Genomic DNA, 15,234 nt, shown 5'->3' with positions numbered 1-15,234 from the left:
TGAGGGCGATCCGACTTCTACGGGAGCGGATTGGGCGCAAACGATGAACGAGCCCCTCGGAGCGCTGGCCGATTCCCTACAGAAGGACTCATTGGGGATTTCGTGGGTGGGCGAGATGAAGCCTCCGTTTCCAGTCCCGCCACACTGGCGGCCTGCCGGTGAGAAAGAGGGATCTCTCCGGCCACCTGGAGTCAACGAACCGACCGGCTGATCCCTGACCCGGGAAGAAATTAGCCATCCCCACTGTTACGAAGCATGTGAACGCATTGACTTTGGGAATTCTGGGCGCTGGGCGCGTCGGCACCTCGGTGGCCCGCGCCGCGCTGAAGGCCGGTTTCGCGGTGAACATCGCAGGTTCCGGACCCGCCCGCACCATCTCGCTAATCGTTGAGGTGGTGGTTCCGAGAGCTCGAGCCGTCGACGCCGTCGAGGCCGTCGCCCAGGCGGACATCGTGGTGCTCGCGCTGCCCCTGCACAAGTACCGCTCGCTCGACCCCGCGCTGCTCGTCGGCAAGATCGTGATCGACGCGATGAACTACTGGTCCCCGATCGATGGCACCCAGGATGACTTTGAGACCGGCACCAGCAGCGAAACCATCGCTGCCTACCTCCCGGGCGCACGCCTGGTAAAGACCCTGAACCACATCGGGTATCACGATCTTGAGGCGGATGATTTGCCCGCAGGTTCACCCGAGCGCCGAGCCCTCGCCATCGCCAGTGACGACGCGGACGCGGCATCCGTCGTTATGGAATTCATCGACAGCCTCGGGTATGACCCGGTGCACGCCGGTGCGCTCGCCGCGGGCGCCGCGTTCGAACCCGGAACCATCATCTTTGGCGGCCCCCAGACCGAGCAGTCCCTGCGCGCGGAACTCGTGCGTTTCCAAACCGAGCGCCTAGCCGCCTGAGTAGCGCCCTCGCGCGGCGCGAGGATCAACTTTCGTCGCTTGCGGAGCTCAGGTCTCATCTTTCGTCGCTTTGCGCGAACTCAAAACGACCCAAGTTGATACCTGGGCGCCGTCGCGCCTCACGGCATCAGCGGGAGCCGCCCGACGATCTTGTCGATGCGGTTCTTCGGGCCGACCAGGCTTACGGCGAGGTACTCGATCCCGTCGGAATCACTCGACCCGAGGGCGTTGACATAGTCGTCGTAGACCCGGGTCTCTTGCGCGGCGCTGGGCATGTCGGCAACAAAGGTGCCCTCGTGCGCCTCGCCCTTCGCGCGGATTGCCCGCAACGTCGTGCTGTCGGCCACCAGGATGGAACATCCCACCCACGGCAGCCCCGGATGCCACGTCCCCTCGCCATCGGTCGCGCCCGGCCCGAGCAGGCCTCCGACTCCGGCCACCGTGGCACCGGCGGCGCAGATCGCCGCGTTCACAGCCCGCCCGGCGGGGATCGAATCGTTCACCACGATCACCCACTTCAGCCGCGCAGCCCGGGTCGACATCGCCGTGTCGATCTCCTCCGGGTCGAAGCCGATTGCTGCTGCCACCACGTCACTCATTCGATTCCTCTGGTCAGTTGTTCGTCAAGGTGAGGAAAAGATACATCGATTGAGGCGGATGCTGCGGCTCCACCGAATTTATGAACAGTCACACGCCATAATGAAGCGCATGGACGAACTAGACATCGCAATTCTGCGGGAACTGCAGTCAGATGCACGGAAGAGCAACCGCGACCTCGCCGCCGCCGTCGGGGTGTCTCCGACGACCGCCCTCGAACGCACCCGGAGCCTGCGGGCCCGCGGCGTCATTCGCGGAGCAAGTCTCGACGTCGACCTCGCGGCAATCGGCAGGGGAGTGCAGGCCCTCGTTGCCGTGCGAATTCGTCCGCCCTCGCGAGACGTCATCGAAGCATTCCGTGACTGGGTGAGCGGTCTTCCGCAGACCCTCGGCGTCTTCGTCACCACCGGCACGGAAGACTTCATCATCCACGTCGCCGTCCGCGACAACGACGACCTGTATGCCTTTGTCATCGACGAACTCACCCACCGTCGTGAGGTCGCCGACGTGCGCACCTCGGTCGTCTACGAGCACATCCAGAACCGTTCGGTCACGCCGATGACCGCCCGGAAGACTCGGCCGCGCTGAAGACTCGGCCGCGCTCAAGACCTGGCCACGCTGAAGACCCGGCCGCGCTCGAGGCGAAGAAACGGCCGGGGAGGGCGGGGAAAGTCCCGTCCTCCCCGGCCGATGGTGCCGGGATGTTGGATCGTTAGCGATTCATCAGCCGGCCTGGCAGGCTGTCAGCGACTCCACTGCGACGGACAGCGAGTTCACGCCACCGAGCAGTGTCACCTGCGAAGCGCCCAGCGCCGTGATCTCGGCGAGAGTAGCCGCCGGGATGCAGGTTCCGGGAACCGTGAACAGCGGCGCATCGACCTTCGGAGCCAGCGCAGACCCAGACAGCGCGTCAGGGAAGTTCAGCCCGGTTGCGATGAGCACACGGTCTGCCGCTTCGAAGAAGTGCTGGTTGATGGCGACCGAGGCCGCGTAGCGGTCCGCTCCGCCGAGTCGCACGACCTCGGCGATCTTTGCAACGTCAGCCATAATGCCGGCCGACACCGAGCTCTCGCCACCGGCGATCACGACTTCCTGAACTCCGAGATCGACGAGGAGCGCCTCGGTGGCCGCATCGAGACCGCCCTGCGTTCCGTTGACCAGGATGATCGGGCCCTGGGAGCCAATTGCGGCGCCAGCGGACAGCGCATCCGGGAAGTTGGTGCCGGTTGCGAGCACCGCGACATCGGCACCCTCGGGGAACGCGGTTGTGGCGATCGCACGCGACGCTTCGTAGCGGTCTGCTCCGGCGGCGCGTTCGATCTCGCCGTACTCGGCGAGAACAGCCTCGACCGCGGGGGTCACGCTGCGCTCACCACCCACGATGAGGATCGACTCGGGCGACAGGCGCTCGAGCTCGGCCTTCACCGAATCGGGCACGGAGCTCGATGTCGTGAGGAGAATCGGAGCATCCAGCACCGCTGCTGCGGGGGCGGCAGACAGCGCGTCCGGGAAGGTTTCTCCCGACGCGATGATGACGACGTCCGAGCCTTCAGGGAATCCCTCCTTTGACGCGTTAACCGCGACCTCGTAGCGGTCGGCGCCGGCGATCCGGTCTACCAGTGGAACAACAGAGATTGTTCCGAGGCTGGCGAACGACGAACCGGCGCCGGTGGCGCGCAGCTCGGCCGTGCCGAACGTCGTCGCCGCAGGAACGGTGACCTCGAACGAGACAGTTCCATCTGCGGCGCTCACGACGCGACCGACGCTCGTGCTGCCGAAGAGCAACTCGACCGACTCGCCCGAGCGGTAGCCCGAACCCGTGACGGTGATGATGTCGCCACGCTCCACGGTAGAGGAGGAGATGGTGAGTGCACCGGCGGTGGCCAGGGCCTCAGCGCAGGCATCGCCCTGAATTCCTACCGCGGGATTGGACGCGCGCGTCGTGCCCTGAGAAACCACGCCGTCATCCTCCCGAACAACGACCTTGCCGAACGAGTCGCCAATGGTGACGCCGCGCTGGGTGTTGGAGGTGTTCGTGATGTAGGACGCTGCTGCCGTGGTGCTCGTCGCCCGGTCGCCCTGAAGCGGAACGGTGATGACCTTGCACACGTCACCCGGAGCGAACTCCAGCGCCTGCATGTTGCCGGGCAGCTTGGTGTTGGTGGATGCAATCGAGCTCACGTAGACCTTTGACGCAATCGTCGCGGGCTTGGAGAGAACGACCGGCAGGTCGACGGTAGTGAGGCCGGAGCCTTCCTCGACCTGAACGTCGGTCATCGCCACGGTGGGCAGGGTTGAGATCTTCGGCGAACCGAGGGTGGTCTCTTTCTGCAGCACGAGGTCGGAGAGCAGCACTCCTCCGGCGACGCGGGAGCCGGTGAAGCGAACCTGCGTGACGTCGGTCAGATCGACACCGACGAACGCGGTCACCGGGATTTCGATCTGCTGGAGCAGCACCTTACGGAGCGGGTCGGTCGTGCCGGGAAGAACGGTCAGTGCGTCACCGAACGTCGACGCGGACACCGCAGCGGTACCGCCGACGCTGTCGACCAGCGTCACGGTGAGTTCCGTGCTCCCCTCGGCGGGCACCGAGTCGTCGGGCGAGACGCGGAACGACAGGCTTTCCGTCGCCGAGAAGTCGCTCGCGGCGGCCGGAACCGGAACGCGAAGCTGCCCTGCCGCCGCAGTGGCGTTCGCCGGGGCGGAGTAGGTGAAGTGCACCGACGTGGTGGACGGAACGGCGATGGCACGACCGTTGCCGTAGAGAGCGCTCAGGAACCCATAGTCGGGTGCCTGCGCGAAGCCGAGCTTGGTGACGCAATACGGCAGGACCGCGGGAACGCTCAGGGGGCTCATGCTCTCGCAGGTCTGGTACGTTCCTGCACCGGTCACCTGAATGGAAGTGTCCGGCTTGTTGAACAGGTTGATGTCCACGCGGTCAGAGGGAGCGTTGTACGCGGAAACACGAACGTCTGCGCGGCCAGCGGAAGCAACCGTGGCGTCAGAACCGTCGAACAGCGGCATGAACTGGTCTTCGTCACCGAGGGTGAGGCGGAACCAGGCCGACATGTAGGCGTTACCCACGTTGTACTGTTCGTCGCTGTTGAGGCGGCTGGGTGCGGAGGTGCCACAGACCGGGTTGGTCTGGTCGCGGTCCATGATCGCCCAGTCGTCGCTGGTGGCGACCGGGTACTTGCCGGGGGTCCACGCGGTGTTGAAGTAGTTGTGGTTCGTACCCATGATCAACACCGAGGTACGGAACACGTCGTCCCCGTACGCGTGACGCGAATCGTCGATGTACTTCTGGCCCATCTGGTCTTCAACATCGCCGTCGCAATACGGGAGGATGACTGCGGTCGCGACATCCGGAACCGTCATTCGGGTGTAGTCGGTCGGCGCCAGCGGCAGAACGGACTGGATCCCGAAGGGCTCGTCCTGCTCGTAGTTGAGCAGCGCGGCGCGCATTACGCCCTCACCGCCGCGCGAGTGGCCCATCATGCCGATGTTGTCGAGGTCGAGGAGGTCGACCAGCTTGGGGCTGAGGCCCACCGCTTCGCCGGCGTTTGCCGCGCGGAGAAGGGAGAGGTGGTCCATAACGAGCTGTCCACGGGCCAGCGCGCCGGTGTCGTCCGCGAGGCTTCCGTCGAGTGCGTTGATCGCGTTCGCGGAGATCGAAACAACCACGTAGCCGTGCGACGCAAGGATGGTCGCGGCGTCGTTGTAGCCGAGGTAGCTCTCGATGTCGGTCTGGGTGGGGCCGCAGGGCCAGGATGCCGGGTTGTTGCCGGGCCCCGCGCAGGACGAGTGGCGTCCGTGCAGGAAGACCACAACCGGACGCTCGCCCGTTGCACCGACCGGCGCGAAGACGGCGGCGCGCTCCTCGCCCAGGCGGTTGAAGCCGCGGATGGGCAGCGCTTCGAGGCCGAGGTTGTAGTCGAGACGTTCGACCGCGAAGGTGCCGAGCGTCGACGGGTCCTCGCCTGCGAGCGGAGTTGCGGGGAACGCGCTGACCGGGGGGAGGCCGTTGGTGATGTCTTCGAGTACCGAGTCATCGATGTCGGTCGTGGTCGCGGGGTCGCCGGCGCCAAACCAGCCCTGGTCGACGACCGTGGTGTCGACGACGGATGCGTCGGTGGTCACGACCGAGAGGGTCAGTCCGTCGAGCGACTGCGTCGCCATGCCGAGGTCGACACCGTCGGCCCAGAGGGTGGGCACGTCGCTTCGAATCTCGAGGGGCTCGGAGAGGGTCTTCGTGACTTCGTACCCGCCGGACACCTCCTCGACGGTCCAGTCGTCGCCTGAGGCGATCGAGCCGGCTGAGGCGAAGGCGGATGTCGGGGGCGCGGCAAACGCCGGAACCCCTACTAATACGGTGGATGAAGCGACGACGAGGGCGGTGGCGACAGCCACGGACCTCCAGGGACGCATAGATCGGGACAAAGTGCTCCTGCCGAAGGCTTAACAAGGATGTAAGAGTGCGCCAGTCAGGCGGTCACGGATCCTGCGGCTTCTTTGCACAGCCGGGATCCGTACCACTGATGGGCATCGTCAAGCTAGCAGTGGATTTATCTCGAAAAGCGTGGGGAAACATGACTGAAACACACTGTTCACAAGCCCCTATCATTTGGCTGAGAGCCATACCGTGCAGCGTGTATTTAAGGTGGATGTCACTCAGGCGTCGAGCGACGCGGTCACAAACGCGACTGCCTCGGTCGAAGAGAACCCGAGTTCGCGCGCGCGCGCGAGGTAGGCCGTTGCCGCAGCCATCGCTTCATACTCGGGTGTGTCCTGCCGTGCCGTAACAAATGAGCCCGCCCGCCCACGCGTCTGGATGAACTCGGCAGCTTCCAGTTCTTTGTAGGCGCGGGCGACCGTGTTCGGCGCAATCCCGAGGTCGGCCGCGAGCCTACGCACGGTCGGCAGTCGCGTCCCGACGACCATCGCGCCACTCGTGATGAGGCCGATGATTTGCACCCGGATTTGCTCGAAGGGAGGGGTTGCCGAGCGCGGATCGACGGTGAGGATCACAAGCGGTCGCCTGGGGAATGATCTGCGAGGTCGAGTGAGCTGTGAAGAGTGCGCGAGTAGTGCGATCGGGCACTTCCTCCAAAGGCCGCGATAAGCAAAATCACCACAACAATCTCCGGGTAGTACCCGAGGCCAGCGTTCAATGCACCCGATTGTGCCGCGACCGCAGCGACGATCTCTCCGAATCCGAAAAGGACGGCGAACATTCCGAGTAAGAAGGCCGAAGCAGCCAAGCCCCGGATTGCTCCGGAGCGGAGAGTGTCGGTCCACGCCAGTCCCAGCTCGGAGGTCGTGGCACTGGGTCGCTGCGCGATGAAGCGGCCGCCGATCTCGAATGCGCCCAGCGCAATGAGCGCGAGGGCAGTTACGATCGCGGCCGGGCTGAACGCCGCGGGAAACAGGGCGAGGAGAAAGTCGCCCGACGTGGACAGAATGGTCGTCACAACTACAATCGCTGTCGCCACGAGAACCGTCAGCCGCACGACAATTCGCTCGCGGAACGGCGCGTAGTCTCTGAGCCCACGACGATGGGCATGGGCCACCCGGATTCCCTCGCTCCCGCGCGATAGTGCCCCACCCAGGCCAACGACAGAGGCTCCGAAACTCGCTCCGACAGCCGAACCGGCGATCAGGAGCGCGACCGCTGGAGATCCTCGATCTGCGCCGATGTACCAAACAAAGACGGTTGTAGTAAAAAGACCGACCAGCCCGCCAATCACGAGCCCTCCGATTCGATGAAGCTGCGGTCGGAGTACCTCGCGTTCGAGATGCGGAGGTACCGGCAGCGCAGCGGAGCGGGATGCACGCGCGAGCAGGAACCTCTGTCCAGAAGGCAGCATTGCGACGATGGCCAGCACAAGCAAAACGAGGCCGACTATCGCGGCTGTGATCCAGGTCGAGGGTCGCACGTCGTCGCCCATGCTCTGCAGAACGCTAGACGGGTTCGACCCGGCTATTCCCACTGCCGTCGGAGCGATTGCAGCAAACATCCGTACCTCCATTGAGTACAAAGCTTCGAGAACCGCACGTTGTGTACCAAGCTTTGTATGAGGTTAGTGATACAAGGGTCAACACACAAGGGGCGGGGCCTGCACGAACAGGGCAAGCGCCTCGACATCCCCCTTTAGAATGGTCTATTGCGCCACACGCGTCACCAGATGCCTCCGCATCTACCGCACCTCGGCGCCCCACGATCGATTGCCTTACCGCAGAACTGGACCCATGACTGACTTCGCAGAGGTAAGCAATCTCGACATCCTGGCCGAGGCGCGTCGCAGGCGCACCTTCGCGGTGATCTCGCACCCCGACGCTGGCAAGTCGACGCTCACCGAGGCCCTGCTGCTGCACGCGCGCGCCATCGGCACGGCCGGCGCAACCCACGGCAAGGCCGGCCGTCGCGGCACGGTGTCCGACTGGATGGCGATGGAGCAGGCCCGCGGAATCTCGATCACGTCGACCGCGATCCAGTTCGAGTACCGCGACACAGTCATCAACCTGGTAGACACCCCCGGTCACGCCGACTTCTCCGAGGACACGTTCCGCGTTTTGTCTGCGGTGGATGCCGCGGTCATGCTGGTCGATGCGAGCAAGGGTCTGGAGGTGCAGACCATGAAACTGTTCGATGTGTGCAAGCAGCGGGGCCTGCCCATCATCACCGTCATCAACAAGTGGGACCGGCCCGGCCTCGACGCTCTCGCCCTCATGGACGAGATCCGCGAGCGCACCGGACTCACCCCGACCCCGCTCACCTGGCCCGTGGGCATTGCGGGCAACTTTCGCGGCGTGATCGAGCGCTCGACCGGCGACTTCATCCACTTCGAGCGTACGCCGGGTGGGGCGACCCAGGCGGTAGCGAAGCGCTTCAGCGCCACCGAGGCCGCCGCCGATGAAGGTGCGGCCTGGACGGACGCCGTTGACGAAGAGGGACTCCTCACCATCGAGGGCCAGGACCACAGCGAGGCGCGTTTCCTCGGCAACGAGACCACCCCTGTGCTGTTCTGCGCGGCGGTGCTGAACTTCGGCGTGCGCGAGCTGCTCGACACCCTCGTCGACTCCGCACCCCCGGCCGAGGCGCGCGCCGATGCCGCCGGGCGGCGCCGACCGGTCAACTCCGACTTCTCCGGGTTCGTGTTCAAGGTGCAGTCCGGCATGAACTCCTCGCACCGCGACCACGTCGCCTTCGTGCGGGTCTGCTCGGGGCTGTTCCAGCGCGGCATGGTGGCCACTCATGGCACCACCGGGCGCCCCTTCGCCACGAAGTACGCGCAGCAGCTGTTCGGTCGGGACGGGACATCCACCGACGAGGCATGGCCGGGAGACGTCGTCGGCCTGGTCAATGCGGCATCGCTTCGCGTCGGCGACTCGCTCTACGCGGGTGAGCCCGTGGAGTTTCCGCGGCTGCCGATGTTCTCGCCCGAGCACTTCCGCAGTGCGCACCCCACCGACAGCAGCAAGTTCAAGCAGTTCCGCAAGGGCATCGAGCAGCTCGACAACGAGGGCGTTATCCAGGTGCTGCATTCCGAGCTGCGCGGAGGGGGAACCCCCGTGCTCGGTGCGGTGGGTCCGCTGCAGTTCGAGGTGGTGGAAGACCGGATGAAGAACGACTTCGGTTCGCCGATCCGCTTCGAAACCCTGCCGTTCGAGGTGGCCCGGATCGTGGACGAGGATGGCGCCGAGTTGCTGCGCACGGAACGCCAGGTAGAGGTCTTCGAACGTTCCGACGGGGCATTGCTCGCACTGTTCAGCACCGCGTGGCGCCTGCAGGCCCTGCTGCGCGCGCACCCGTCGCTGCGCGTGGACGAGCTTGCGGATGTGCGTGCGAGCGACCTGAGGCCGAAGACCCGCCGGTAGGGTCTGCCCCGCCCTTGATTGAGAGGCGCGGCGGCAGCGAGACTTGAACTCATGGATCACGGGACCGGTGGCGGCAGCGGCGGCAGCGCGAGCGGCGGCAGCGCGAGTGGCGGCGGCGCGAGTGGCGGCAGCGCGGAGGCGGGCCAGCCGCGCCAGTACCGCCGCGGTCGTTGGTTCCGGTTCGAGAACGCTGTGATGTGCGGGATGTCTCGTGCCGGAGTCATCCCGCACACCTATCTCCTTACTACAACCGGCCGAAAGACTGGGCTCCAGCGATCGAACCCCGTGACGATCGTCACGTTCGACAACAAACGGTGGCTGGTGGCGCCGTACGGGGTCGTGCCCTGGGTGCTCAACGTGCGCGCGTCCGGCGAGGCGACGATCAGTCGGCGCGGCTCCACCCGCCGGTTCGCCGTGCGGGAGGTGGGGGCGGACGAAGCCGCCGCCAACGAAGCCGGTGCCAGCGAAGCGGGTGCCAGCGAGGCAGGTCCCAGCGAAGCCGGTGCCGTGCTCAAGCACTACCTTTCGGTCGCCGTTTCCGCCCGTCCCTACTTCCGTGCCGATCGGACGGCTCCGGTCAGTGACTTCGCGGCAGAGGCGTCCGAGCACCCCGTGTTCGAGCTAATTGCCTCGAGGGCGCCCGCCGCCGACGTCTGACCGAGACCGCGGCACCGATTACCTCTTGCGGCGGCAACTGAGGGCTTCGGACGATAGGGTTCTCCTCAGAATCGCGGCCCACAAAATTGCCGCCCACAGAATCGCGGCCCACAGAATGGTTCCTCAATGTCTGAGACCGATGCGCACGTTCGGCGGCGAATCGCTATGCGATTCGTTCGGTGGCTTCGGCTGATCGTCGCGGCCTCCATTGCGGCCGCGGTGGTGGCCACTCTCGCCGAGACCGCGTCGCGCACGACCATCAACCCGTTCAATTTCTTCGGGTATTTCACAATTCAGAGCAATCTGATCGGATGCGTCGTTCTTGTGGTCGCCTCGGTATCACGGCCGGATTCTCCGCGACGCGACGAAGCGATACTGCTCCTCCGTGGTGCAGCGACCACGTACCTGGTTGTGGTGGGGCTCGTTTATGCGGTGCTTCTCGCTCCGCTGGGAGCCGCTGGCGGGGTGCCGCTGCCGTGGGCGAATGTCGTTATGCACGTCATTGTGCCCGTGTACTTCGTTGTCGACTGGCTGCTCGCTCCCGATCGGCACCCCCTGCCGTGGAGGAAGTTCTGGATAGTGCTCGTCTATCCGCTCGCCTGGTGCGCCGTTGTTCTGGTGCGAGGCGCAACCGATGGGTGGGTCCCCTATCCGTTCCTCGACCCGTCGAGCGGGTACGGCTCGGTCGCATTCTTCGTCGCGCTCATCACTCTCGTGGTAACCGCGGCGGGCGCCGCCGTGTGGGGACTGTCACGGGTGCCGGCACCCGGGACGCCGGCCTCGCCCCGGGCTTGAAGCAGGTTTGAGCGGGATACTCGGCACAGCGCCGCGCGGCACAGCACAGCGCCGCCGCGCAGTGCAGCGCCGCCGCGCAGCGCACCGCACCGGGTGGCCGGATCTCGCGGGGGCGGAGCACTGCCCTCACGACTTCTGCGTCTCGCCGCGGTAGTTGCCTACCTCTCAGGGCAGCTTGTGCGTCTCGCCGCGGTAGTCACCTACTCACCGCGGTAGAAACAACTACCGCATCGAGAAGTTTTCTACCGCGGCCAGACGGCAGAGTGCAGGCAACTACCGCGCCGAGCGGGTAACTACCGCGCCGAGACCTGTCGCGGCCGGGCCGACCTCGGTCGCGAAGGGGGAATCTGGCCGCGGCGGGTGTCGTAGCGACTCGCGGCGGTGGAAACCTGCTCGCGGATACGGAAATTTCCGGTGCCGCGACCGATTTTCTACCGCCGCGGGGGACTCGACCGGTTCCACAGCAGGGGGGCACGCCATGGGTCGCGACTGGCGCGGTATCCGGGGTCGCCAGTGCTTGCAGTACGGTATCCGGGGTCACCAGCGCTGGCATCGCGCCCGCAACGCAACAACGCCGGCCCCGATTGCTCGGGTCCGGCGTTGCGGGTGGATCAGTGCGCTACGTGCGCCGCAGCCGCAGCCGCAGCCGCAGCCGCGGCCGCCGCAGCACGAGCACCAGCAGAACTACAACTTACGCGTCAACAACAATCGACGTGATGACGGGTTCGCGGCGGTACTTGCGCTGCATCCAGCGACCCAGCGTGCGGGTGAGGAAGCGCTCGAGCTCGCGACCGTCGAGGATCGTCTTGCCGGACTCCATTGCCTTAGTGATGGCCTCGGTCGCCTCGCGCACCCAGTCGTCATCGTGGGCGAACCCGCGCGGGAAGAACTCGAGCGGCTCAACCAGCTTGCCGGTGCGGGTGTCGAGAATGCCGAGCACGGTCACGCTGCCCTCCTCAGCCAGCACCTGGCGGTCGTTGAGTGCGACCTCGGTTGCCTTGCCGGTTCCCATGCCGTCCACAAAGATGTGGGGCGTGGGGATGCGGCCAACGATGCTCGCGCGGCCGTCGACGAGGTCGACAACTACGCCGTCTTCGACGATCAGGGCGCGGTCAGCGGGAACACCCGTGCGGATAGCCAGCTCAGCGTTCGCCTTGAGGTGACGCCACTCGCCGTGCACGGGCATGACGTTGGCGGGCTTCACCAGGTTGTAGCAGTAGACGAGCTCGCCAGCGCTGGCGTGGCCCGAGACGTGCACCTTCGCGTTGGCCTTGTGCACTACGTTCGCGCCCCAGCGGGTGAACGAGTTGATGATGCGGTAGATCGCGTTCTCGTTACCGGGGATGAGCGAGCTGGCCATCAGCACCGTGTCGCCCTCACCGATCTTGATAATGTGCTCACGGGTGGCCATGCGCGAAAGCGCGGCCATCGGCTCGCCCTGCGAACCAGTGCAGATGATGACGACCTGCTCGGGGCGCATACGCTCGAGCTGCTTCATCTCAACGACCAGGCCGGCGGGAATGTTGAGATAGCCGAGTTCGCTGGCGATGCCCATGTTGCGCACCATCGAGCGGCCGACGAACGCGACCTTGCGCTTGTGCACCACGGCGGCGTCGAGCACCTGCTGGATGCGGTGCACGTGGCTGGCGAAGCTGGAGACAACAATGCGGCGAGGTGCCTCGCGGAAGACCCGCTCGATGGCGGGCGCGATGTCGGCCTCGGCCATGGTGAAGCCGGGCACCTCGGCGTTGGTGGAGTCGGTCATAAAGAGGTCAACGCCCTCGTCGCCGAGGCGCGCGAAACCGTTGAGGTCGGTGATGCGCTTGTCCATCGGAAACTGGTCCATCTTGAAGTCACCGGTGTGCAGCACGAGGCCAGCCTCGGTGCGGATCGCCACAGCGAGTCCGTCGGGGATGGAGTGGTTCACCGCGAGGAACTCGAGATCGAACGGGCCAGCCTTGCGGGTGTCTCCCTCGGCGACCGTGATCATCGGCGGCGACTGGCGGTGCTCCTGCAGCTTCGCCGACAGGAACGCCAGCGTCAGGGTCGACGCAATGATTGGGATGTCTTCGCGCTCGCGCAGCAGGTACGGGACCGCGCCGATGTGGTCTTCGTGGCCGTGCGTGAGCACGATGGCCTCGATGTCCTGCAGTCGATTACGCAGGTAGGCGAAGTCGGGCAGGATCACGTCGATGCCGGGCTGCGAGTCCTCCGGAAACAGCACACCGCAGTCGACGATGAGCAGCTTGCCCTTGTGTTCGAACACGGTCATGTTGCGGCCAATTTCGCCGAGTCCGCCAAGGGGGATGACTCGGAGCCCACGGTTGGGAAGCTTAGGTGGCGCGCCAATATCAAGGGAATGGATGTTATTCATAGATCTCTCTCGGTTGAGACCTGCCCGCGCGGCGGACTGGTCTTGCTGTGGTGTGCCGTTCTTACGGCGAAGGTGTGAGGGGAGGGATGGTACTTCCTGGTGCCGAATTCCTGGTGCCGAAGCAGTCACTGGTGCGGGAGCAGGGCCGGCCGTCCCCTCCGGGGACAGACCGAGCATGATCATTCTATCGGTGGAGCCACCCGCACTCCGTCGGCGCTGTCGATATTGTGCGCAAGCTGCCGAACTTGCGGCACACAACACCCCCGAAACACGATCGCGGTACGCTCGCTGACCAGCAGGAGACCAGCACTAGACCAGCACGAGACCAGTACGAGACCGGAAGGAGCACATGACGCCGAGCCATCCCGCAGACCACTCAGCACGCCACTCCACGGACCATCTCGCAGACCATTCCACACGCCACACCGCGACCCGCGCCGTGACCCGCGCCACGACCGGCCCCACGCGGTACCTTCATCGGATCTCTCGTGTGGTGCTGGTCGGGTACCTTGCGGTCGCGGCGCTCATCGTGTTCTGGCCGACTCCGGTGGACCGTCCCGTCCACGGGCAGGTGGCAGCGGCAGTGACGTCCGCGCAGCAGGCTGGCGCCACCGCGGTGACCTATAACACCGTGGAGATTGCGGCAAACGTCGCCCTGTTTGTGCCGCTCGGCGTTCTGCTGGTTCTCGTATTTGTGCGCATGCCGTGGTGGTTAGCGATTGCGATCTGTGCGGCGCTGTCGGCGTTGGTCGAGCTTGGCCAACGCGTGTTCATCGCCGAGCGCTTCGCATCACCGATCGACATCGCGGCCAACACAGCGGGCGGCGCGCTTGGCGTGGTCGCAGCAGTACTGATGCGGCGCTGGCACCGCTAACGCCGCGAACCGGCGCTGGCACCGCTAACGCCGCGAACCGCCGCTAGTCTTGGAGTACTCGGCGTCGGCGTGCAGCCGCAGGCCGCTGCGACCTCTCTCCGTCCAGCATGCTGGACGTTCTTCCAGCGCGCCGCGGCTCTAGCGCGGAACCAGGAGAACGTGTTTCGACGCGCTATTCGTGGGAGCTGGGCGCGGAGTTTACCGTTGGTGCGAAGGCGGCAGCGAAGTAGTCGAGCGAGCGAGAGACCTCGGGGAGCGCCGGGGTGCGGTTCAGGTGTCCGTGCAGCATTCCCGTTGAAAGGCGGGTCTCGACCGGGACGCCCACCTCAGCCAGCTGCTCCGCGAACAGTTCGCCTGACGGCCTGAAGTCGTCGTATTCGCTGATCAAGATGCGCGTGGCCGGGAATTTACGCAGGTCAGCGTGACCGGGTGTCACTTCGGCCGGGAGATCGGAGATTCGCCCGGCGTAGTTCGCGAACATCGCGGTCACCGCTGCTGCGCTGGCACGAAGAACCTGCGGCAATGTGGCCATCACGGCTTGCACATCGTCTTCGAGAGCGGGAAGCGGAAAGTGCAGGGCTGGATAGGCGAGCAGCATCATGGTTGGCAACGGACTCGCGTTGTTGCGCAGCCGAACCACGGTCGCCGCGGCGAGATTCGCGCCCGCGCTGCCGCCTCCGATCGCAATACGCCGGCTATCGACCCCCAGTCCGGCTGCACTCGCGACGAGCCAGAGCCAGGCTGCCTCGACGTCGTCGAGCGGAACCGGGTAGCGCACGCCGTCGGTCGCGAGCCGGTAGCCGACGGACACCACGAGGGCACCCGACCGGGCGGCGAGCTCGGCGCTCGCTACGTGCGACTCGTTCATGTCGAGGTCACCACCGGCGAAGCCGCCGCCGTGGTTCCAGAGCAGAGCCGGAACTAAACCGATGGCATCAACAGCACGGTAGATGCGCACCGGGACGGGTCCGTGCGGCCCGAACACCACGTCGTCGCGTATATCGACGGACACGGGGAGCTCGTATGGCGCCGGATCCGTGAAGAACTCCGCGTAGATAGGGGCGTTGTCGGGATCACTGCGGTCTGCGTTCCAGCTTGGGTCGGTCGGGATTCCGCGCACTCGGCCGGCGAGGTAGGGATCGAGGGGCATG

The 15,234-nt window shown here is 65.6% G+C and carries 12 protein-coding genes; 6 read left to right on the top strand and 6 right to left on the bottom strand.

The genetic code is table 11. The annotated features are described in order from the left end of the window. The first annotated feature begins 257 nt into the window (after nucleotides 1-257). Nucleotides 258-908: an NADPH-dependent F420 reductase gene (locus B0I08_RS17210; protein ID WP_106215127.1), complete on the top strand. Its 651-nt coding sequence runs from the start codon at nucleotides 258-260 to the stop codon at nucleotides 906-908. A gap of 119 nt (nucleotides 909-1,027) precedes the next feature. Here the strand turns inward: B0I08_RS17210 and B0I08_RS17205 are convergent, their stop codons facing one another. Next, nucleotides 1,028-1,507 (bottom strand): DUF2000 domain-containing protein, encoded by a 480-nt coding sequence (locus B0I08_RS17205; protein ID WP_181243477.1) that lies wholly within the window; start codon nucleotides 1,505-1,507, stop codon nucleotides 1,028-1,030. 109 nt (nucleotides 1,508-1,616) lie between these two features. Between B0I08_RS17205 and B0I08_RS17200 the strand changes: the two genes are divergently transcribed. Further along, a complete protein-coding gene (locus B0I08_RS17200) occupies nucleotides 1,617-2,093 on the top strand; it encodes an Lrp/AsnC family transcriptional regulator (protein WP_106215165.1) in 477 nt (158 codons plus the stop codon). Between the two features lie 135 nt (nucleotides 2,094-2,228). Here the strand turns inward: B0I08_RS17200 and B0I08_RS17195 are convergent, their stop codons facing one another. From B0I08_RS17195 to B0I08_RS17185, 3 genes are all read right to left on the bottom strand, one after another. Beyond that, on the bottom strand, nucleotides 2,229-5,915 hold the full coding sequence (locus B0I08_RS17195; protein WP_181243476.1) for a cell wall-binding repeat-containing protein: 3,687 nt from the start codon (nucleotides 5,913-5,915) through the stop codon (nucleotides 2,229-2,231). A 261-nt stretch (nucleotides 5,916-6,176) separates the two neighbouring features. Next, entirely contained in the window at nucleotides 6,177-6,533 is a 357-nt protein-coding gene (locus B0I08_RS17190; RefSeq protein ID WP_106215123.1) for a GntR family transcriptional regulator, read from the bottom strand. Then, on the bottom strand, nucleotides 6,530-7,522 hold the full coding sequence (locus tag B0I08_RS17185; RefSeq protein WP_106215121.1) for a hypothetical protein: 993 nt from the start codon (nucleotides 7,520-7,522) through the stop codon (nucleotides 6,530-6,532). The genes B0I08_RS17190 and B0I08_RS17185 overlap by 4 nt, the downstream gene beginning before the upstream one ends. Nucleotides 7,523-7,754: 232 nt before the next feature. On the opposite strand from B0I08_RS17185, the gene B0I08_RS17180 reads away from it, so the two are divergent. The 3 genes from B0I08_RS17180 (at nucleotide 7,755) to B0I08_RS17170 (ending at nucleotide 10,835) form a co-directional block, all read left to right on the top strand. Further along, complete coding sequence (locus B0I08_RS17180; RefSeq protein WP_106215119.1) at nucleotides 7,755-9,383, top strand: peptide chain release factor 3; 1,629 nt, start codon at nucleotides 7,755-7,757, stop codon at nucleotides 9,381-9,383. A 51-nt stretch (nucleotides 9,384-9,434) separates the two neighbouring features. Further along, entirely contained in the window at nucleotides 9,435-10,040 is a 606-nt protein-coding gene (locus tag B0I08_RS17175; RefSeq protein ID WP_219905706.1) for a nitroreductase family deazaflavin-dependent oxidoreductase, read from the top strand. A 126-nt stretch (nucleotides 10,041-10,166) separates the two neighbouring features. Then, nucleotides 10,167-10,835 carry a Pr6Pr family membrane protein gene (locus B0I08_RS17170; protein ID WP_219905705.1) on the top strand — a complete coding sequence of 223 codons (669 nt, stop codon included), beginning with the start codon at nucleotides 10,167-10,169 and terminating at the stop codon, nucleotides 10,833-10,835. A gap of 691 nt (nucleotides 10,836-11,526) precedes the next feature. On the opposite strand, the gene B0I08_RS17165 is transcribed toward B0I08_RS17170, so the two are convergent. Beyond that, the gene (locus tag B0I08_RS17165; RefSeq protein WP_106215117.1) at nucleotides 11,527-13,209 is read right to left on the bottom strand and encodes a ribonuclease J; all 1,683 of its coding nucleotides are present in this window, start codon (nucleotides 13,207-13,209) and stop codon (nucleotides 11,527-11,529) included. A 349-nt stretch (nucleotides 13,210-13,558) separates the two neighbouring features. Between B0I08_RS17165 and B0I08_RS17160 the strand changes: the two genes are divergently transcribed. Then, nucleotides 13,559-14,083 carry a VanZ family protein gene (locus B0I08_RS17160; protein WP_106215115.1) on the top strand — a complete coding sequence of 175 codons (525 nt, stop codon included), beginning with the start codon at nucleotides 13,559-13,561 and terminating at the stop codon, nucleotides 14,081-14,083. A gap of 172 nt (nucleotides 14,084-14,255) precedes the next feature. On the opposite strand, the gene B0I08_RS17155 is transcribed toward B0I08_RS17160, so the two are convergent. Next, complete coding sequence (locus B0I08_RS17155) at nucleotides 14,256-15,233, bottom strand: alpha/beta hydrolase (protein WP_106215113.1); 978 nt, start codon at nucleotides 15,231-15,233, stop codon at nucleotides 14,256-14,258. Nucleotide 15,234: the final 1 nt, after the last annotated feature.

It is taken from the genome of Glaciihabitans tibetensis, from assembly GCF_003003265.1.
In the GTDB taxonomy this organism is placed as follows: Bacteria; Actinomycetota; Actinomycetes; order Actinomycetales; family Microbacteriaceae; genus Glaciihabitans; species Glaciihabitans tibetensis.
Note: the sequence above shows the minus strand (reverse complement) of the source record. Positions and strands in the feature narration are given on the sequence as shown.